The 19,763-nt window shown below is 61.8% G+C and carries 17 protein-coding genes, 1 tRNA gene and 1 pseudogene; 13 read left to right on the plus strand and 6 right to left on the minus strand.

Annotation, left to right across the window (positions count from 1 at the left end; translation table 11 throughout):
* The first annotated feature begins 2 nt into the window (after window positions 1-2).
* Complete coding sequence (locus AKV04_RS02875; RefSeq protein WP_054004987.1) at window positions 3-2,186, plus strand: calcium-binding protein; 2,184 nt, start codon at window positions 3-5, stop codon at window positions 2,184-2,186.
* Here AKV04_RS02875 and AKV04_RS02880 read toward each other — a convergent pair.
* Entirely contained in the window at window positions 2,183-3,322 is a 1,140-nt protein-coding gene (locus AKV04_RS02880) for an MFS transporter (protein ID WP_054004988.1), read from the minus strand. The two genes, AKV04_RS02875 and AKV04_RS02880, sit on opposite strands and share 4 nt — an antisense overlap.
* A gap of 210 nt (window positions 3,323-3,532) precedes the next feature.
* Here AKV04_RS02880 and AKV04_RS02885 point away from each other — a divergent pair, with 210 nt between their 5' ends.
* Complete coding sequence (locus tag AKV04_RS02885) at window positions 3,533-4,129, plus strand: 50S ribosomal protein L25/general stress protein Ctc (protein WP_054004989.1); 597 nt, start codon at window positions 3,533-3,535, stop codon at window positions 4,127-4,129.
* Between the two features lie 129 nt (window positions 4,130-4,258).
* Here AKV04_RS02885 and AKV04_RS02890 read toward each other — a convergent pair whose 3' ends face one another.
* The gene (locus AKV04_RS02890; RefSeq protein ID WP_156317323.1) at window positions 4,259-5,275 is read right to left on the minus strand and encodes a glycosyltransferase family 2 protein; all 1,017 of its coding nucleotides are present in this window, start codon (window positions 5,273-5,275) and stop codon (window positions 4,259-4,261) included.
* Window positions 5,276-5,529: 254 nt separating this feature from the next.
* Here AKV04_RS02890 and pth point away from each other — a divergent pair, with 254 nt between their 5' ends.
* Entirely contained in the window at window positions 5,530-6,213 is a 684-nt protein-coding gene (gene pth, locus AKV04_RS02895) for an aminoacyl-tRNA hydrolase (RefSeq protein WP_054005006.1), read from the plus strand.
* Complete coding sequence (locus AKV04_RS02900; protein WP_054004991.1) at window positions 6,210-7,265, plus strand: DUF2332 domain-containing protein; 1,056 nt, start codon at window positions 6,210-6,212, stop codon at window positions 7,263-7,265. The genes pth and AKV04_RS02900 overlap by 4 nt, the downstream gene beginning before the upstream one ends.
* Here AKV04_RS02900 and AKV04_RS02905 read toward each other — a convergent pair.
* Window positions 7,249-7,851, minus strand: coding sequence for a DUF1287 domain-containing protein (locus tag AKV04_RS02905; RefSeq protein ID WP_054004992.1), 603 nt, complete (start codon window positions 7,849-7,851; stop codon window positions 7,249-7,251). The genes AKV04_RS02900 and AKV04_RS02905 overlap by 17 nt on opposite strands.
* Window positions 7,852-7,944: 93 nt before the next feature.
* Between AKV04_RS02905 and mnmH the strand changes: the two genes are divergently transcribed.
* On the plus strand, window positions 7,945-8,994 hold the full coding sequence (mnmH, locus tag AKV04_RS02910) for a tRNA 2-selenouridine(34) synthase MnmH (RefSeq protein WP_054004993.1): 1,050 nt from the start codon (window positions 7,945-7,947) through the stop codon (window positions 8,992-8,994).
* Between the two features lie 62 nt (window positions 8,995-9,056).
* On the opposite strand, the gene selD is transcribed toward mnmH, so the two are convergent.
* Window positions 9,057-11,219: a selenide, water dikinase SelD gene (gene selD, locus AKV04_RS02915; protein WP_054004994.1), complete on the minus strand. Its 2,163-nt coding sequence runs from the start codon at window positions 11,217-11,219 to the stop codon at window positions 9,057-9,059.
* Between the two features lie 252 nt (window positions 11,220-11,471).
* On the opposite strand from selD, the gene rpoN reads away from it, so the two are divergent.
* The 5 genes from rpoN (at window position 11,472) to AKV04_RS02940 (ending at window position 16,567) form a co-directional block, all read left to right on the plus strand.
* Window positions 11,472-12,803: an RNA polymerase factor sigma-54 gene (gene rpoN, locus AKV04_RS02920; RefSeq protein ID WP_054004995.1), complete on the plus strand. Its 1,332-nt coding sequence runs from the start codon at window positions 11,472-11,474 to the stop codon at window positions 12,801-12,803.
* A 51-nt stretch (window positions 12,804-12,854) separates the two neighbouring features.
* Entirely contained in the window at window positions 12,855-14,879 is a 2,025-nt protein-coding gene (locus tag AKV04_RS02925) for a hydantoinase/oxoprolinase N-terminal domain-containing protein (RefSeq protein ID WP_054004996.1), read from the plus strand.
* A gap of 151 nt (window positions 14,880-15,030) precedes the next feature.
* A tRNA-Met gene (locus tag AKV04_RS02930) sits at window positions 15,031-15,107 on the plus strand.
* Between the two features lie 528 nt (window positions 15,108-15,635).
* Complete coding sequence (locus AKV04_RS02935; RefSeq protein WP_156317324.1) at window positions 15,636-15,812, plus strand: hypothetical protein; 177 nt, start codon at window positions 15,636-15,638, stop codon at window positions 15,810-15,812.
* Window positions 15,813-15,889: 77 nt separating this feature from the next.
* Window positions 15,890-16,567: a recombinase family protein gene (locus AKV04_RS02940; protein WP_054004998.1), complete on the plus strand. Its 678-nt coding sequence runs from the start codon at window positions 15,890-15,892 to the stop codon at window positions 16,565-16,567.
* A 44-nt stretch (window positions 16,568-16,611) separates the two neighbouring features.
* Here AKV04_RS02940 and AKV04_RS02945 read toward each other — a convergent pair whose 3' ends face one another.
* On the minus strand, window positions 16,612-17,016 hold the full coding sequence (locus AKV04_RS02945; RefSeq protein ID WP_156317325.1) for a hypothetical protein: 405 nt from the start codon (window positions 17,014-17,016) through the stop codon (window positions 16,612-16,614).
* A gap of 187 nt (window positions 17,017-17,203) precedes the next feature.
* Here AKV04_RS02945 and AKV04_RS02950 point away from each other — a divergent pair, with 187 nt between their 5' ends.
* Together AKV04_RS02950 and AKV04_RS02955 are read left to right on the plus strand one after the other, a co-directional pair.
* The gene (locus AKV04_RS02950) at window positions 17,204-18,058 is read left to right on the plus strand and encodes a ParB N-terminal domain-containing protein (protein ID WP_054005000.1); all 855 of its coding nucleotides are present in this window, start codon (window positions 17,204-17,206) and stop codon (window positions 18,056-18,058) included.
* 186 nt (window positions 18,059-18,244) lie between these two features.
* Window positions 18,245-18,769, plus strand: coding sequence for a ribonuclease H family protein (locus tag AKV04_RS02955; RefSeq protein WP_054005007.1), 525 nt, complete (start codon window positions 18,245-18,247; stop codon window positions 18,767-18,769).
* 14 nt (window positions 18,770-18,783) lie between these two features.
* On the opposite strand, the gene AKV04_RS02960 is transcribed toward AKV04_RS02955, so the two are convergent.
* Window positions 18,784-19,308 (minus strand): site-specific integrase, encoded by a 525-nt coding sequence (locus AKV04_RS02960; RefSeq protein WP_054005001.1) that lies wholly within the window; start codon window positions 19,306-19,308, stop codon window positions 18,784-18,786.
* Here AKV04_RS02960 and AKV04_RS26860 point away from each other — a divergent pair.
* A pseudogene (locus tag AKV04_RS26860) lies at window positions 19,301-19,763 on the plus strand (transposase); the annotation flags it as partial. The gene AKV04_RS02960 and the pseudogene AKV04_RS26860 overlap by 8 nt on opposite strands.

Raw genomic sequence — 19,763 nt, forward strand, 5'->3', positions numbered from 1 at the left:
TAATGGGTGGCGTTGTTGAACCGGTTGTCGAACCCCCGCTGGTGACAGCCTCAATCCTTGGCACTGCTGGCAATGATACGCTCATTGGAACACTAGGCTCGGATACCATCACTGGTCTCACGGGCAATGATGTGCTGTTCGGCGGCGGTGGTGGCGATAGCCTTTATGGTGATGCTGGGGACGACTATCTGGTCTATAAAGCTGGGGATTATCTGTTTGGTGGCGCAGGCATCGACACCGTTTATTTCGATCTGAGCGCGCGCAGTGCTGGCATAGAACTGAACAACGTCACTGTTGGCAGCCCTTTCGTAGGCTTTGAGACGCTGACCGGAAAGTTGACCGCCTTTGATGATACCTTGTTCGCGGGAGCGTTGGGGGGGGCGGATCCCTCGAGCCTGTCCTTTGTCTATGCAGGGGCTGGTCAAGACAGCCTTGTGTTGAATTACAGCAGCTTGGCTGTAGCCGAGCGTGTGGTGGCTGGCACTTATGGCAGCGCCATCGTCGCGGGGCGCTACCAAGGCACAACCCAACTTGGCTCGGCTAATTTTCATGATTTTGAGGCGGTCACCCTGCGCGGCAGCCTTGGCGATGATAGCATGGACCTTTCCGGCTGGACCGGTGGCACGACGCTGCGGTTGTTTGGGGGCGCGGGCAATGACGACCTGCGGGCCGGCGCTGAGGACAGCAATTTGCTTTATGGCGGCGATGGCAATGATCGGCTGGCGGCAAGATCAGGCAATGGCGCGGCGGATCGCCTGTATGGCGGCAGCGGCAACGATGCGTTCTGGTTTGTCACCGGGCAGGATCAGATCTTTGGTGGCGCTGGCGTGGACGAGGTTATTCTTGATCTTTCGGCCTCAAACGCTGGCGTGAGCATCGGCAAGATCCTTGATGCGGAGTATAGCGACGTCGAAAATTATTACGGCACTCTGACCCAATATGCCGACACTGTCCGCTTGGTTTGGGCGGCGACGGCTTTTGGCGGCGGCAGTGGGCAGTTGGATGCGGGCGCAGGCAATGACACGCTGGTGCTGGATTTTGGCCACATCACCGCTTTGGGCTACTCGGCGGTTTCCAGTATTGGCACTGGGGTCGGCAGTAACTTTGGCGTGGATTTGTTTGGCGCGAATGGCGTGCGCTCAGACAATCTCAGCTATGTCGGGTTTGAGAATATCACGCTGCTGGGCAGCAGCGGAAATGACAGCCTGCGGGGAGTCGACCTTGCCGAAACCCTGCGCGGGCGTGACGGCGATGACTGGCTGCGTGGCGGGCGTTTGGGCGATCTGTTGGATGGCGGCGCGGGCAATGACACGCTCCAAGGCGATTCAGGCGGCAGTCCGGGTGCCGACGATACGCTTTATGGCGGCAGCGGCGATGATGCGCTGGAGGGTGAAGCGGGCAATGATCTGCTGTTTGGCGGCGATGGCGCTGACGGCCTGTTCGGTGGTTATGGTGACGCTCACAGCTATGGCGGCAGTGGCGACGATACGCTGTTGGGCTGGTTTGGCAACGATCTACTCAGTGGTGGTAGTGGTAATGACAGTATCGACGCCGAGGTCGGCGCGGACACTTTGCACGGCGGGCAGGGTGATGACTGGTTGGGTGGTGGTTTAGGCGCCGACTGGATGACGGGTGCGGATGGCAACGACAGTCTTTACGGCGACACTGGCTTTGACGACAGCGGCGGGGCGGACAGTCTTTTTGGGGGCGATGGTGATGATTGGCTGTCCGGCGACGGCGGCTCGGATCTGCTTTACGGCGGGATGGGCAATGATGTGCTGGACGGGGGCAGAGATTACGCGCTTTCGCTCGGTGATGACAGCCTTTTCGGTGGCAGTGGCGATGACAAACTCTACGGCTATGACGGCAACGACGTGATGTCGGGCGGTGCAGGCAGTGACAGTTTGCGTGCTGGCATTGGCAATGACGTGATGACGGGCGGCGGCGGCGTCGATCGGTTCATCTTCGATTTTAACGGCTACGCCTCGGACGACCATGACACGATTGCCGATTATGCCACAGGCGAGGTGATCAGTTTTGCCAGATTTACCCCCTATAGTCTTGCCGATTTCACCATCACGCAAGACGGGGCGGATCAGTTGATCAGTTGGAGCAATGGCACGCTGACCTTGTTGAATTACAGCGGGGCGGTGACTTTTGCGTTCGGGGTCGATCAGGGCCTTTAACGCCGCAACAACACCCGTGCCAACACTGGGATGCCCGCCAGCATCACCGCGGCACAGACGAAGGCAAAGCGCAGGCCGAACTGGCCTGCGACAAAGCCAATCGCAGGCGGGCCGAAGAAATAGCCGAAATAGCCGATCAGCGTCGCCCGTGCCACCGCTCGCGCTCGCGCGGCGGGGTCAGACAACTGGCCCACCAGCGAGAACACCGTGGGTGCTATCACCGATGATCCGATGCCCATCACGATAAACCCGGCATAGGCCATCGCGGGTGTGATCGCCAAAGCGGCCCCCAACGCCCCCACAGCCGAGATCACCGCCCCGCCCGTCAGCAGCCACACCGCCGGGACACGGCTGGCCAAACCTTGCCCGAACAGCCGCGCCACCCCCATGGTGATCGCCATCACCGCGGGCCCCATTGCGCCATCGGAAGGGCTGCCACCGAGGTTCTTCTCAATATGCAAAGCCGACCAATTCTCGGCCGCATTCTCGGTCAGAAACGCGATCAGCACCATCGCCCCGCCGATCACCGGAACCCAGCCTAAATGCGCCGCCCCCTTGCCCTTGGGCCGGGCCAAACCCAATATCCGGCCATCTTCCTCATAACTCGCCAGCGCAATCACCCCGGCCAACAAAGCCATGCTGCACAAGACCCAAGCCGGAGACCACCCGGCGCTGCGCAACGCCCCCGTTGCAATCGCCCCGCCTGCATACCCAAAACTATAGGCGGCATGGCACAGGTTCATCAGTGGCCGCCCGCTTTGGGTCTCAATCGTGGCCACCCGCGCGTTCATCAGCACATCGGTCAGCCCAGTGCCAGCGCCACAGGCCATCATCGCCAGCGGGAATAGCAGCAGATGACTGAACTGCCCCGGCAGAGTGAACGCCACACACATCAGCAGACACGAGATCAGCATCGCGCGGCGCCCAAAGGCCACGCCCAGACGCGGTGCCACCAGCATCGCGCAGACCGCCGCAATCGGGGTCATGAACATCAAGGCCCCCAAGCGCGACTCGTCAATGTCGAGCATGGTCTTGATATCGGGCAGATCGGCAGCGAACGACCCCCACAGCACGCCCATCGCGGCAAAAGCCGCCACGGCGGGGCGGGCGACGCGAAGGGTATTCAGGGCGGTCATAAAATTCTCCTGCGGACTCAGGCGGGATAGCGCGCGGCGGCTGGAAAGACTATCCTACCCCCGACATCGCATCTCTCAGAGCCGCCAGCCGGGCATAGCCCCACAGGCAGGGGCACTTTCCGGCTTCCCTTCCCGGTGATTCCCCGCTATAGGCCCGCGATCGCGCCATGCACCCTTGAACGTTGGCGGATATATATATGGAGAAACACTATGGCACGCGAGATCCTTGATCTTCACGCCGAAGCACGCACGGGGACAGGCAAGGGGGCCGCTCGTCAATCACGTCGTGATGGCTTCGTTCCCGGTATCGTCTATGGCGATAACGTGGCCCCTCTTGCAATCAAGATCCCTTACAACGCCCTGCTGAAGCGCCTGAAAGCTGGCCGCTTCCTGTCGTCGCTGTTCAACCTGAAGGTTGAAGGTCAGCCGGACGTGCATGTGATCTGCCGCGCTGTGCAGCGTGACGTTGTGAAAGATCTGCCGACGCATATCGACCTGATGCGCCTGCACGACGAAAACCGCATCAATCTGTTCATTCACGTGACCTTCATCAACCATGAAGCGAGCCCGGGTCTGAAAAAGGGCGGCACTTTGACCGTTGTGCGCAACGATGTTGAGCTGAACGTTCTGGCAGGCGATATCCCGGATCACATCACTGTGGATCTGACCGGCAAAAACATCGGCGATGTGATCCACATCAATGACGTGGTTCTGCCAGAAGGCACCAAAGCCAGCATCGACCGTAACTTCGTGATCGCCAACGTGGCGGCTCCGGCGGGTTACGTGGAAGTCGCTGAAGCTGAATAAGCCTTTCAGGGTTTGAAGTTCGGGGCGCAGGGGGAAACCTCTGCGCCTTTGCTTTTGGCCGCGCGCTGTGACGCAGCCGATTTATGAAGTCATAAATCGTCGACGATTTATTTCTGAATAAATCGGCTCCTAGGCCTGATCCGCCAGCGCCTCCGCCTGCGCCAGAAACGCCGCATATCTCGGATCATCCTCCACCCGCTTGCCTGCCTTTTCGGCAATCGCGCGCACATGATCGGCGCAGCACAAAGCATGCAGGCGAGCCACATCCGGCAGCGCCATCACCTGTTCATACAAAGCATCAAACCGCGCCGAATAGCGGAAGGCGGAAATGTCCACCGCGCGCCCCGCATCGGCGGTGCGGAAATATTGCGCGCGGTAGCGGTTGCTGAGCCCCACGGGGGATTTTGTGCCGCGTTTCAGCCGATAGGTCTCAACCGAGCGCAGCATGTAATGGTTGATCTGTGCCACCTCATGGCTGACCAGCGCCGCGGGCATCAGCGTCAGATGGCGGTCCAGCGGTGCCCAGTGCGGCAGCGTTTGGCCCGCGGTGTTCACCCAAATGCCCCCCGGCTTGCCGCGCTTTTGCGCCGCGCGCTCATAGTCAAAACCGCGCGGGCTGTGCTCGCCCAGATGGCTGAAGAACTTCACCAACCGGAAGATCGACTTCACAAATCGCGACGTGCGATGCGCCGCCTCATGCGCATAGGTGAACTGGCGATGCACCGGGCGGTCCTCAAAGCTTTTCCGTCCCGAGGTGCCAAACACCCGCCAGTTGATCGACATACCGAGATAGGCGGGCTCGGCTTTGGTCAGATCAATCAGATCGCCGATCAGCCCTTCGCCGCGATGGATCACCAGAAACTCGTCAACATCACAGATCATCAGCCAGTTGCAGCGCCGCACCGCCTTGTGGCTTGCCGCCGCGTTCAGCTTGGCGCGGGTGATGCGCTGGCCGGGTTCAAGATCATGCCGAATGTGATGCACCAGCCCCGCCGCTTGCAGCGCATCCAGCAGTTGCGGCGAATGGTCGGTGCAGTTGTTGGTGACCACCACCGCATCGGTAAAGCCGAGCATCCGATACCAGCACAGCCATTCGACGATGAACGGCCCTTCGTTTCGCATCGAGGCTAAAACCGTAATCCGCACGCCTGTTGTGTCTTTCTTGCTTGGGCCGTTTGGGCTTGCTTTGTTTGCTAAGCTGAAGGGCGCGTCATGGCAAGTCAAGCGCGTGGCGAGAGGGTAGATGCGGCGAAAGATTAAGATTTCGTTAAAACCCCTAGGCTATGCCATTGATATAAAACACCTAAAAAAGGTCCCGAGTTGGGACCAGCCGCCCCGGCTTGCATCCCAGCCCGCGCCGGGGCATTTATGGCAGGCAAGCGGCAGATCGGCGGGGCATGATGAAACTCTTTGTAGGCCTCGGCAATCCCGGCGCGAAATATGCTGGCAACCGCCACAATATCGGCTTCATGGCCGTGGACCGGATCGCCGAAGATCACGGGTTTTCCCCGTGGCGGCGCGGCTATCAGGGGCAGGTGTCGGAGGGGCGGTTGGGCTCGGAAAAGATCGTGCTGCTGAAGCCCGAAACCTTCATGAACCTGTCGGGCCAATCGGTGCGCGCGGCGGTGGATTTCTTCAAGATCGACCTTTCAGACATCACTGTGTTCCACGACGAGCTAGACCTCGCCCCCGGCAAGTGCCGCATCAAACAAGGCGGCGGTCATGCCGGACACAACGGCCTGCGCTCGATCCACGCCCATCTCGGCGAGGCTTACGGCCGCGTTCGCCTCGGCATCGGCCACCCCGGCCATAAAGATGCGGTGGCGACCTATGTGCTGCATGATTTTGCCAAGGTCGATCAAGATTGGCTGGATGATCTGTTGCGCGGCATCTCGGACGGCGCGCAGGCCTTGGCCCAGGGTGACGGTCAGCGGTTCATGAACGCGGTCGCCCTGCGGGTGGCGCCGTCACGGTCGTCCGCGAGTGTGGAGAAACCTGTCAAACCGACAGCAAAGCCTACGCCGGAACCCATCCCCGAACCCTCCGCAAACCCGCTGCAAAAGCTGCTGGACCGCTTCAAATGACCACAGCGGTGCGCGAGATGTTTCTTGCGCAGGCGGCGGGATGTGACAGCCTCGGCTCGCCGCTGACCGCGCGAGTGCTGCGCTTGCTGGCTGCGGCGATGACGCCGGGTCACGCCATAGAGGACCGGGTGTTGGGGTGGCAGGGGGATCTTTCCCGCGCCGGGGATGCATTGGCTTTGCGGCTGGCGGGCGGGCTGCATGGGTTGGTGCTGAGCGGGGCTGCGCCAGATTTGGCGGCATTTTACCACGCGCCAGAGGCGGTCTCCGATGCCGAGGCGACGGCTGTGCTGTTGGGGGTGATCCGGGCGCATCCGGCAGCTCTGCATCAGTGGCTCGATCATCCGCCGCAAACCAATGAAATCCGCCGCTCTGCCGTGTTGATCGCGGCGGGGCATTGGTTGACAGCGCAGTTGGGTCTGCCGCTGGTGCTGTCGGAATTGGGCGCAAGTGCAGGGCTGAACCTGCTGTGGGATCGCTATGCGCTGGAGATTGGCGCGCATTATGGCCCGAAGGATGCGGCGATCCGGCTGAACCCTGTGTGGCACGGAGCCTTACTGCCCGAAGTTGCCCCGCAGGTCGCTGCGCGGGCGGGTGTGGATTTGCAGCCGCTTGATCCGGTGCGGGATCGGGTGCGGGCGTTGTCCTATATCTGGGCTGATCAGCCAGAGCGGTTGGCGCGCACGGCGGCGGGGTTGGATGCCTTGGCGACTTACGGCCCGGTGGTGAGCCAAGGCGACGCGATTGACTGGTTAGCGCAGCGCTTGGCCGAACCGCAACCGGGTCACTTGCACCTGATCTATCACACCATTGCTTGGCAGTATTTCCCTGCCACCGCAAAGGCGCGCGGGCTGGCTTTGCTTGAAGCTGCGGGGGCGCGGGCAACGCTTGCTGCGCCATTGGCGCATTTGGCGATGGAGGCGGATGCGCAAGAGCGGGGTGCGGCTTTGACTCTGCGGCTGTGGTGCGGTGGCCCGGTACAAGACATCGCCCTAGGGCGCGCGGATTTTCATGGCCGCTGGGTGGAGTGGTGCGCGCCTAGCGCCCGAGTTTGATCAGTTCTGCCACAGCATCGGGGCCAAGGCGGTAGTGGCCTGTTATGGGGAAGTCGAACAGACGGTCTTCCTCCTGCGCGCCTGCGCCGATGTTGTGCAGCACTTGCGGGCGGGTGCCGTCCATGCTGCGGGTATCCGAGATCAGGCCGATATGCGGCAGGTTGCAGGGCAGCAGCCATGTCACCACATCGCCGGGTCGGTAGTCGGCGGGATCGGTGGAGGTGGGCAGTTCGGCACCGACGCGGGCGAACAGGGTTTGCAGGTTCGGCACCCGGCGGTGGTCGATGTTGCGGTCAATGGTCTTCAGGCCCCATTGCTGCGGGTAGGCCGCGAAATGCGCCTTCATGTCGCGGTTGACGGCCAGTTGCAGATCTATGCCCCAAGCTGTGCGCAGGGTGCGGATGATGACATCGGTGCAGACGCCGTGGGCGGGGTCGACATCGCCACCGGGGAAATCAAGGCTTTGATAGCGGGGATCGTAGGTCGTGGTGACGCCGACTTGCGCGCGAGCGGCGGCGACCAGTGCCGGAGCGTCTTGGGCGGCGGCGGGCAGGGCGAGGAGGAGGCAGAGCAGCAGGATACGCATCGTAGGATTTAGCCAAAGCTCTGTGCAATCCGCTAGCGGGGCGTTTGCGGTCCGGCACCTTTCCGCCAAGCCGGGGATCGGCTATGCAGGGGCATGGCGATCACCCTGACCTCACTCACAGACCTCGCAGCGCATGGCTTTGATGACATCATCGACGCCCGCGCCCCAGCTGAATATGCCGAGGACCATCTGCCAGGGGCGATCAGCCTGCCTGTGCTGGATGATGCCGAACGGGCGCGCGTGGGCACGATTTACAAGCAGGTCACCCCATTCACAGCGCGCAAGGTCGGCGCGGCACTGGTGGCGCAGAATGTCGCCCAGCATTTGCAGGGGCCATTGGCGGATAAGCCGGGGGGCTGGCGACCGCTGGTGTATTGCTGGCGGGGCGGGCAACGCTCGGGGTCTTTTGCGCTGATCTTGGGCCAGGTGGGCTGGCGGGTCGAGACGATTGCGGGCGGCTATAAGGCGTGGCGCGCGCTGGTGGTCAAGGCTTTGTATGATGCGCCATTTCCTTGTCCGGTGGTGGTGCTGGATGGCAATACCGGATCGGCCAAGACCGAAGTGCTGAATATGCTGCCCGCGCGGGGTGTACAGGTGTTGGATCTTGAGGGGCTGGCCAACCATCGCGGCTCGGTGTTCGGGCATCGCGGGGGGCAGCCGTCGCAAAAGGCGTTTGACTGCGCTTTGGCAATGGCTATCTCGCGGTTGGACCCGACGCGTCCTGTGGTGATTGAGGCGGAAAGCGCCAAGGTCGGCGAGTGTCGCCTGCCATCAGGGATCTGGAAGGCGATGACAGCAGCGCCACGGGTGGCGATAGCCACGGGGGTGGCGGCGCGGGCCGCGTATCTGGTGCAGGCTTACGGCGACATGGTGGCGGACGGCGCGCGACTGGTGCGGGTGATCGAACGCTTGCGCCCCTTGCACGCCGCCGAGCGGATTGAAACATGGCAGGCGATGGCGGGGGCAGGTGCATTTGTCGATCTGGCGGCGGGGTTGATGCAGCATCACTATGACCCGCGCTATGACAAGCACCGCGCGCGGCAAGAGGCGCGGTTTGTCGAGATTGAGGCGGCTGGTTTGGGGCCAGATGATTTGACGCGGCTGGCGGATCAGGTGGCAGAGGCTGTGCGGGCGGCGATTTAGCCGAGTTGGCGGAACGCTTCGCGGGGCGCATTGTTGCCACGATGAAACCGCTCGGCGCAAGGTTAGTCAGCAAGAGTTATTCTGGGCGGGCCTGCGGTGATTTCGCCGATGAGGGCGGCACCTGGGATATATTTCAGCAGAGTTTCCGCGATATCGGCGGGGACGGCGGCAAGCAGGCCTCCGGCGGTTTGCGGATCATAGAGCAGGGCTTTCAGCGGGGAATCTGTGCCTGAGATGCGGCCTATAGTGGCGGCGCGGTTCGCGGGAGCGAGGCTGGAGGTTTGGCCAACTGCGGCTAGGGCAAGCGCGCCGGGCAGGGTTGGGATGGCTGCGCTGTGCAGGGTGGCGGCGGTGTCGGACGCATCTAGAATTTCCAAGAGGTGGCCTGCGAGGCCGAAGCCTGTCACGTCGGTCATCGCATGGGCGTAGGGGGCAAGATGTGCTGCGGCGGGGCCGTTGGGTTGGCTCATCTGGTGTAGAGCGCGGGCGACGGCTTCGCCGAGGATCAGGCCGGGAAGTTCGGCCATCGCCATCTCTGCCGCCATGATGGTGCCGGAGCCGATGGGTTTGGTCAGGATCAGTTTGTCACCGAGCTTTGCGCCGCCCTTGCTGATGGCGCGGGTGGCAAGGCCGGTCACGGTGAAGCCGATGGTGAGTTCGGCGCCCATCGAGGTGTGGCCGCCGACGATATCGGCCCCGGCCTCGCGGAAGACTTCCGCCGCCTCGGTCATGATCTCGGCCAACATCTCGGCGGATTTTTCCGGCGATAGGCGCGGCAGGGTGATTTGGGCGAGGGCTATTTGCGGGTTGGCCCCCATTGCCCAGACATCCCCAAGCGCGTGAATCGCGGCGATGCGGGCCATCAGGCGGGCGTCGTTTGTGAAGGCGCGCAGATGGTCAGTGGTGATGACTTGCACGCCGCCGGGCACGGTCAGGATGGCGGCGTCGTCGCCGGGGCCGGAGATGACCTCGGGGCGTTGCGGCTTCGGCAGGGTGGCGAGCGCGGTGGCAAGGTCTGATGCCCCAAGTTTCGCGCCGCAGCCGCCGCACATCGGTTTGTCACCAATAGCATCCAGCAGGCCGGGGATGGCGGGGTTTGGCGTCGGGCGCGGCATCGCGGGATAGCTGGCAAATTTCGCCATGAATTTGCGGTCGATGCGGTCTTTCCAGTGCCACAGCCATGCGCCGTCCAGCGGCAGACTCCATTTGTCGGCGACGGCACCTCTGGCTCCGGTCGAGATCAGTTTGAGATAATCGCGCTGCGGTTTGAAGGGCTTCAGCGGTTGATTGAGCAGGCTGGCGCGCAGGTTGTGCAGCAGGATCGGCGCGGCCCGGACGGCGTAGACTCCGGCTTTCGGGCGCGGGGCGAAGGGCAGGTGGGCGCAGTCTCCGGCGGCAAAGATCGCGGGGTCAGAGGTTTGCAGGGTGTCGGATACGGTGAGGAAGCCATTGTGCAGGGTCAGGTCGGCTTGGCCCAGCCATGCGTGCGGGCGGCTGCCTGCGACGGCGAGGGTGAAATCGGATGGCAGGCGGGTGCCGTTGCTGAGGGTGACGGCGGTTGCCTGGATTTCGGCGGGTTTGGCGTTGGTGATCAGGGAGATTTTAGCGCGGATGAGATGGGCGAGCAGGGCGTTGCGGGCTCCGCTGCCGATGGCGGGCAGGGCTGTTGGGCCTTGTTCCAGCAGGGTGACATTGGCGCTGGGTAGGCGGTGTTTGGCGGCAAGGGCGAGTTCTACACCGCCAACACCTGCACCGATCACGGTGATCTGCGGGTCAGGCAGGGCGCGGGCGACAAACTCTGCCCACTGGGTGGCAAAATCGCCCAAGGGTTTGGCGGCATGGGCGAATTGGGTGAAACCGGGGATGTCTGGTAAATCGGAGGTGATGCCGATGTCGATGCTGCACAGGTCGTAGGAGATCGGCGGGCGATGGGCGAGATGCAGGCGGCGGGTTTCGCGGTCCATCCCTGTGACGTGATCGAGGATCAGCCGGGCACCCGCAAATCGGGCGAGGCGGACAAGGTCGATCATGATCTCATCGCCGGCATAATGGCCAGCGATCAGGCCGGGCAGCATGCCCGTGTAGGGCGCGGCGGGGTCGGAGTTGATCAGGGTTAGCCGCACACCTGGAAGCGGGCTCATCGCCCACATCCGGGCGACAAGGGCATGGGCATGGCCGCCGCCGACCAGCACCAGATCTTTGACGATGGGGAAATCGGGTTGCATCGGCCTCTCGGTGGTTTGCTCCTTGGTAGCTGTGTGGGGTTGGAAAGGCCATGCTTGCTGGAGAGGGGATGTTGGACGCTTGCGGCGCCGTATTATCTAGGGTGCGGTTTGCGGTGTTGGCTGGGGGGAGCCTCCGGCGGGGATATTTGAGCCAAGATGAAATTGGCGGGGCGAGAAAGGGGTAGGGGGTGAGAGCGCGCGTCGCTTCTGCTGGCGGTTGCGCGGCGCGGCGCTGAAGGCTAGCCTTGCGCTATGAGATCACCCCAGCAGCGCCTTGGCCTGACCCAGACCCAGCGGCTTGAGCTGAACACCAGCCTGCAAGCCTCGATTGCGATTTTGCGCACCGATGCGGCGGGGCTGACGCGCTATCTGGAGGAGCAGGCGGCGGAAAACCCGCATCTGCGGCTGGAGCCGCCACCTCAGCCCGGTCTGCACGACTGGCTGCCGCGCTGGGCAGGGGTGTTGGGGTCGGGCGGCGGCGGTCTGGGGCTTGCGGCGGAAACCGCAGATACCAGCCCCAGTCTGATGGCGCATGTGATGGGCGCGATTGAGGCGCTGAAACTCGGGCCAAGGGAACAGCGGATCGCGGTGGCGCTGGCGGAGGTGTTGGAGCCGTCGGGCTGGCTGGGGGCCGAGCTGAGCCTTGTGGTGGCCGAAACGCGCACGACGCTTGCCGAGGTTGAAGCCGTGCTGCACCGCTTGCAAAAGCTTGAACCAACAGGAATTTTTGCACGCAATCTGGCGGAGTGCTTGCGGTTGCAAGCGATTGAAGCGGGGGCGCTGGACAAAGAGATGGCGGCAGTGCTGGCGCATCTGGATCTGCTGGCCTCGGGCGATCTGGCGCGGTTGGCCAAGACCTGTCACATCTCGGAAGCGGCGGTGTTGCAGCGGTTTCGGATCATTCGCGCGATGAATCCCAAACCGGGAGCGGAGTTTGCCAGCATCAGTGCCGCGCAATCGCGTGAGCCTGATCTGGTGGTGAAGGCGACGGCGACGGGGTGGAGCATCGCGCTGAACCGCTCGGCTTTGCCAACGTTGCGGGTGGAGAAGTCGGAGGCAGGCTCGGCAGAGCGGCTTTCGCAGGCCAAAGCGTTGGAACGGATGGTCGAGGCGCGCAATGCGACGCTGCTGCTGGTCGGGCGCGAGATTTTGGCGCGTCAGCAAGAGGCGATCCGGCTGGGGCCGATTGGGCTTGCGCCGATGAGCATGGCTGATCTGGCCGAGGCTTTGGGCTTTCACGAAAGCACGATCAGCCGGGTGGTGTCGGGGGCCAGTTTGGACAGCCCGCGCGGCACATGGTGGCTGCGGCAGATGTTCAGCAGCGCGCTGGGTGGCAATGGCCAGCCGCTGATCTCGGGCGCTGCGATGCGGGGGCGGCTGGCGCGGCTGGTGGCGGCAGAGAACCCGGCGCGGCCGCTGTCAGATGCGGCTTTGGCGATGGCCTTGGCGATTGATACCGGGGTGACCATCGCGCGCCGCACCGTGGCGAAGTATCGCGAGGCCGAGGGGATTCCGGTGGCGTCACGCCGCAAGCGCAAGCCGGTTTTGCCGCGAATGGGCCGAAAAGGTCGCGCAGAGGGCTGACTTCGCCGCGCAGCGCCGCTATCGCTGGGGCGAAATCAAACGGGAAGTCAGATGGCGCATTTTCTGGGCGTGGATACGGGCGGCACTTACACCGATGCGGTGATCGTTGATGAGGCCGCCGATCTGGTGATCGGCAAGGCAAAATCACTGACCACGCGGGCGGATTTGGCCTTAGGGATTGGCCGGGCGGTGGATGCGGCTTTGGCGCAATCGGGGGTGGCGGCTGCGGACGTGGCCTTGGTGTCGCTGTCGACGACTTTGGCGACCAATGCTTTGGTTGAGGGGCAGGGCGAGCGGGTGGCACTGATCTTCGTCGGCTTTGACGAAGGCGATTTGGAGCGCGGCGGGCTGATTGAGGCCTTGAAGGGCGATCCGGTGGTCAAAATCGCAGGCGGGCACAGCCATGCCGGGGTGCAGTTGGCCGCTCTGGATATGGCAGCGCTTGAGGCGCAGTTGCGCGAACTTGGCCCACAGGTGATGGGCTTTGCCGTCGCCGCCCGCTTCGCCACCCGCAATCCGGCGCATGAGATTGCGATCCGTGATCTGATCCGGGCTGTGACGGGCCGCCCGGTGACCTGCTCGCATGAGTTGTCAGCGCAGTTGAACGGGCCGAAGCGGGCGCTGACCGCGGTGCTGAATGCGCGGCTGATCGGGATGATTGACCGGCTGGTGGCGGCCTGTGAACGGCATCTGGCGGAAATCGGCATCACAGCCCCCCTGATGGTGGTGCGCGGCGATGGCGCGCTGATCTCGGCGGCGATGGTGCGCGAGCGCCCGATTGAGACGATCCTGTCGGGGCCAGCGGCCTCGATTGTCGGCGCACGGTGGCTGACCGGGGCGAAGGACGCTTTGGTTTCAGATATTGGCGGCACCACCACCGACGTGGCGCTGTTGCGCGATGGCCTGCCCGAGATTGACCCGCAAGGCGCGCGGGTCGGCGGCTTTCGCACTATGGTCGAGGCTGTGGCGATGCGGACCAGCGGCCTCGGGGGTGATTCCGAGGTGCATTTGATCACCGAAGGCCTGACGGGCGGGATGCGGCTGGGCCCGCGCCGTCTGATCCCGGTGTCGCTGCTGGCATCCGAGCATGGCGCGATGGTGCATGCGGCGCTGGATCGGGCTTTGTCCTCGGACAAGGCGGGCGAGATGGATGGGCGGTTTGTGGTGCCGATGGCGGGGCAGACCGGGGGGCTTTCTGCGCGCGAATTGACGGTGCTCGCGCGGATCACGCAGCCGATGCCGATGGCGCAAGTGTTGACGACTCGGTTGGAGATTGCGGCGCTGGAGCGGTTGGTGGCGCGCGGCTTGGTGATGATGGCGGGGGTAACGCCGTCGGATGCCAGCCATGTTCTCGGTGGGCTAGAGGCTTGGGATGGCTTGGCTGCGGCGAAGGCGGTGGAATTGCTGGGGCGCAGGCGTAATGGCTCGGGCGAGCGGTTCTCGACCGATGCTGCGGTCTTGGCGCAGGGCATTGTCGATCAGTTGACCACGCAGACGGTGGAATGTTTGCTGGAAGCGGCGTTTGATGAAGACCCCGGTTTTGCCGGTGAAAGCCCGGAAGTGCTGGCGCGGCACGCTTTGACGCGGGCGGCTTTGGGGCGGCATCGTGGGGTGATCGAATTCACCGCGCGGCTGGGGGTTCCTGTGATCGGGCTTGGTGCCTCGGCACCCTATTACTATGGTGCGGTCGGCAAGCGTTTGGGTTGCGAGATGATCCTGCCGGAACACGCAGGCGTTGCCAATGCCATCGGTGCTGTGGTCGGCCAAGTCAGCCAGCGGGCGACAGCGATTGTCACCAGCCCCGGCGTTGGCCGCTTTACCGCGCATTTGCCGGAAGGCTTGCTGAGCTTCACCGACCCGGAGACCGCGATGGCTGCCACCGAAGCGGCGTTGACACTGGAAGCGGTGCGCCGCGCCAAACATGCAGGTGCCGAGGATTTGCGCATCACCACCGCGCGCGATCTGCGCTCCGCCTCGGTCGAAGGTCAGCCGATGTTTGTCGAGGCGACGATCTCGGTGACGGCTTCGGGGCGGCCGCGGGTGGCGCATGCGGTGCCGGAAGAAGCGGCAATCTAAGGGAAATTTCTCGGCGGGACCGCTGATCCAGGCGGCTTTCGCTGCCAGCAAGGTCTGGGCGGTTATTCCGCGCGCAGCCCGCCAAAATCCACACTTTGCCCCAGAATACCCCTTGACGCCCCCCGCCCCCCAAACTACTCACCGCGCCAGTGGCGAGGTAGCTCAGTTGGTTAGAGCACACGACTCATAATCGTGGGGTCGAGAGTTCAAGTCTCTCTCTCGCCACCACTCTTTTACAGTTTCCGTAATTTCCCTGAATAATCAGGTGTTTACGGGGATTTTGGGGAGTGGTTGGCAATTCATTCCTACCAACTATTCCTACCAACCGACGCCCTTTAAGGGAACCTCAGAGGGGCCGCTAGTCAGCGCCGCGCCAATAATGTTCGGTCACACCGCCTGAGCCACCCCCAGATATTGAAAGCACGGTAAGGGTGAGGGGTGTTCCAAGTATAAGCAGCACAAAAAAGACAGTCTTAAGCTTGTCGATGATGTTTTCCCGGTTCAACATTTTGCTCCATTTATTTAAGCGGGTATCTACCCACGGAATATTTTACCGCACAAGTGTGAGACCCAGAGATAGTATAAGAGGCCCAGCGCGTTCCCCCCATGCCGCCCACGGAACACCTCACGAGGCAATGATAGTTCCACTTGCGGGAAATGTGCATAAGTGGAATAAAAACAAGGGGTTGACTGGGTTTACAGCGTGACTCACCATTGGGAGGCGCGATGATGCGCCGCACCTTGGAGACATGCACCATGACATTGACCTTTGAAGCCCGTGGCTTTCCCGTTTTCATTCGCTTGGGTCGCTTTGAGTTCTACGCCCAGCGCGAAACCGTTAAGCCTCTTCAACTCATTTCCAGACCCGGACCGGGGGAGATCATCATTGATCTGCCGGGGGTCGCGCTGATGTTCACCAAACATAGCCTGTAACGGTCACAACGACCGTTGACATTTGCAACAGCCCTGCTTTACATGGTTTCAAGATCATAGAAGCGAGGGGCAGGGCTGTGCAGCAATTCATCGTCTACTATCGGGTCAGCACCAAGGGACAGGGCGACAGCGGGCTGGGCCTTGAAGCGCAGGAACGTGACACCGCTCTATTCCTGACCACCTATGCGGAGACGCCCTTTGAAGTGGTCGCAGAGTTTACCGATATTCAGTCAGGCAAAGACAATGACCGCCCCGAACTGGTGAAGGCGCTGGACATATGCCGCAAGACCGGGGCCACGCTACTTGTGTCCAAGCTGGACCGCCTATCCCGCCGCCTATCCTTCATTGCTACCCTGATGGAAGACCCCAAGGTTTCTTTCCGCGTTGCTTCAATCCCGCGCGCGTCAAAGATTGAACTCCACCTCTATGCCATGCTGGCAGAACAAGAGCGTGACTTCATATCCATGCGCACCAAGGCAGCACTGGCAGTCGCCAAGTCCAGAGGCACCAAGCTGGGGGGCCTCAGAGACGCAACAGGTAAGCGCAACGATACCCTGCAAGCAGAGGCCCAAGGGCGGGCCGTTAAGGTGGCCGATCTGGTGCAACCTTTGCGGGCCGCTGGAAAGACCCTAAGGCAAATCGCTGATGCCCTGAACTCCAACGCAGTCCCCACGGCACGGGGCGGGGCATGGTCGGCATCGCAGGTTATGCGAGTTATTGAGCGGCTAGAGGCGGTGGAAATATCGGCGGCGTGAAGTTGCGAGGGGGTGTCGGTTAAAGCGGGCAGAGGGCGGCGTGTTTAATCGAATAGTTCAGGGTGTTTGTCGTGGAAGGCCAAAATGTAGTCGTCCATCGCAGCCCCAAGTCCGCCGCAGACCCCACGCACTTGTGCTTCTGTAACTAGCTCTCGCTTGATAGCTAAGTTTCCTTCCATCTGTGTTTTCAACATTACTTCGTATTCAGCTTTCTCGTTGCTGGTCAGTGCTCCGTATTCCAAACGCGAGACTGTCGTGGCGTGCAGTTCGAAACGATAAGGTGGACAAATCATCTTATGAAACGCGCGGTTCGCAGTGAAGAGCGCCGCATCGAGTAGGACTATGTCGCCAAGAATGTTGCGAATCTCAGCCTGAGTGTCAGCACAAGCGGGTGCGGCGGATAGTGTCGTGACAAGAAGAGCGGCTATGGCGGTCAAACGGGAAGGCATTCCGAACTCCGACAAGGTAAAGTGCTAGTTCCGCGATAGACCACAATTTGGACCACCTCAGCAATCCCTTGTGCGGCCTTCGTGTTATGTAATCACCCACACTCTAGCCCATACAAACCCGCCTTACACCATCCCACAGCCTCACCCAACCCGGTGGGGCTTTTTCACGTGCCCGAAAGGCCACCCCATGAACGACACCACCAAGCTCAACGCTCCGGCAATCGACCATCCCGAGACGCCGTTATTATCTGCCAAACCAGCCGTGATCAGGCTCACGCTGGACAGCCTCACATACGACCCGGCCTTTACGCCCCGCTTAGGAACCGCCAAGAACCACGTTCACGACCTTGCCCGCGCGCATCGCAACTGCGGTGATCTGGACCCCATCAAGGTCTGGGCCGAACCGGGGACGGGCAAGCTGATCATTCTTGATGGCCGTCACCGCGTTGCGGCTTACCGCTTCAATCGGGTCAGCATCATCCCTGCGGTGATCTTTCGCGGGGACCGTAAAGATGCCCGCTTGGAGGCCGCAAAGGACAACGCCAAGACAACCTTTCCTTGGACCACTGCCGAATGCACTCAATATGCGTGGGGGCTGGTGATCGAAGGCGGCGTATCGAAACGGCAGATTGTGCAGGCAGCAACAGTCAGCACTGGCACAGTCACCAACATGCGGAAACGGTTGGCGGACATGGTTGCAGCGAGGGCAACGCCATGCGGCAACTGGTGGCGGGACCGCAGCGACAATCAGCCAGACGGGCAACCCGAAAACGTCAGTGATGCGGTCAAACAGGCGCGCATCAAATTCCTAATGAAAGCGCAACAGGAGATCGAAATGCAGTTCAAGGCCAAGTATGGACAGAGGCCCGCCCTGACAGAACTTGGGGAGTCTTGGCGGTGGTCGCTCGGACAAGCCCGGTTCAAGGCGGCAGTGTCGGGCGGTTGTCTTTGCGATGAGGACGAGTTCAGCGACAACTCCGAACTGCCATCGCTAGCACACCCACAGGAGCAGCCAGCGGACATTACCAGCGGGGACTTTTAGACTCCTAGCTGGTCAGCCTGACATGGTCAAAATGACCACCCTGCGCCGCTTCTGACGGCCCCTGCGCTTCGGCGCAACCTTCCCCCACCAGCATGATGCAACAGCCCCCAGCAACCCGCTGACGGGGCGTGAGGGGCATCGTTTACAAACACCTGAAAGACCAACACCATGACAATCTTGACGACCATGACCAAGCCCAGCGCGGCACCAACCCCATGCAGTGACCAGCCCAAGGGCCAGACCAGCATACTGATTTACGCAGATGGCTCTTGCCTAGGGAACCCCGGCCCCGGTGGCTGGGCTGCGACTCTGCGGCGATATAGCGGCAAGGACCAGATTAATTACCGCGCTATCAGCGGCGGCGACAAAGCAACGACAAACATGCGGATGGAAATGACAGCCATCATCATGGCGCTGGGCTTCCTGCGACCCGATGAAACCGCGCTCATCACCATTCGCACCGACAACCTGATAATCGTGCGGGGCATGACGGAATGGCTTCCCGGCTGGATTGCGAAGGATTGGAAAAAAGCCAAGGGCAAGCCAGTTGAGAACCGCAACCTATGGGAAGAACTTATCCGGCTTTCCGAAGGCCGCAGCATCACTTGGGAATGGGTCAAAGGCCACGCCGGGGACGTCATGAACGGGGAAGTTGATCGACTTGCCAAGGCCGAAGCTGAAAAAGCACAGGCCAATGGGTTCATCGACTGAGGGCGTTTTTCTAGTTAAGCCGCCTTGATGCGCGCGGGCAGTTGAACGGCCTCCACACAAGCCTGCCTTTGCTCCTCGGAGATACCCTTGATGTAAACCCCAAATGTGATCTTCTTTTTGTCAGGACGATGCCCGATCACGCTGCCAATGGTGTTCTCATGCTGCCCCGAAATGCTGGCATTATATGCAAACCAGTGACGGGCGGAATGGAACGTCACAAGACTCCGCCGCTTGCCTTCTCTCATATCATCAACGCCCAGAGCGACACGGTAGCGGCGGAACCTCTTTCCTAGAATGTCGCCCGCGTCACGTTCTTTGGTGAGTTCGTGGAACAGCCAATCCTTTGGCCCCTTTCCCTCGGTCCTGCGTTTGATGATTTCGAGAAGGGAAGGGTGGATGGGAACCGGGCGCGCGGCGGCGGTAGTCTTCCCCTGCTGAATGTCAAAGACCCCATCACGGACTCCCTCGACCTGAATAGCCCCTAGATTTGTAGACGCCTTGCTTGGTAATTTTGGAAGCAAGGAGGACGATATGTCCACGAACAAATTCACAGATGAGTTCAAGCGCGATGCGGTCGCACAGGTCGAGGATCGGGGCTACCCGGTGCGCGAGGTGGCCGAGCGATTGGGGGTCAGCACCAAGTCGATCTACACATGGCAGAAGCAGTTTTCGCGGCCCGCAAAGGTGATCCAAGAGGTCGATGCGCAAGCTGATGAGATCCGCCGGTTGAAGCGAGATCTGCTGCGGGTCACGGAGGAACGGGACATCCTAAAAAAGGCGACCGCATACTTCGCCAGGGAATCCCGGTGAGGTATGCGTTTATCGCCGAACACCGGCCAATCTTTGCCGTCAGGGCTATGTGCCGGATGCTGGCCGTTCATCCGAGCGGCTTCTATGCATGGCTGCGTGAACCTTTTTGTCAGCGTGCGCTGGAGGATCAGCGCCAAACGGTGCTGTTGAAGCAGGCTTGGGATGACAGCGGCGAGGTCTATGG

Source organism: Cypionkella psychrotolerans, from assembly GCF_001294535.1.
Lineage (GTDB): Bacteria > Pseudomonadota > Alphaproteobacteria > Rhodobacterales > Rhodobacteraceae > Cypionkella > Cypionkella psychrotolerans.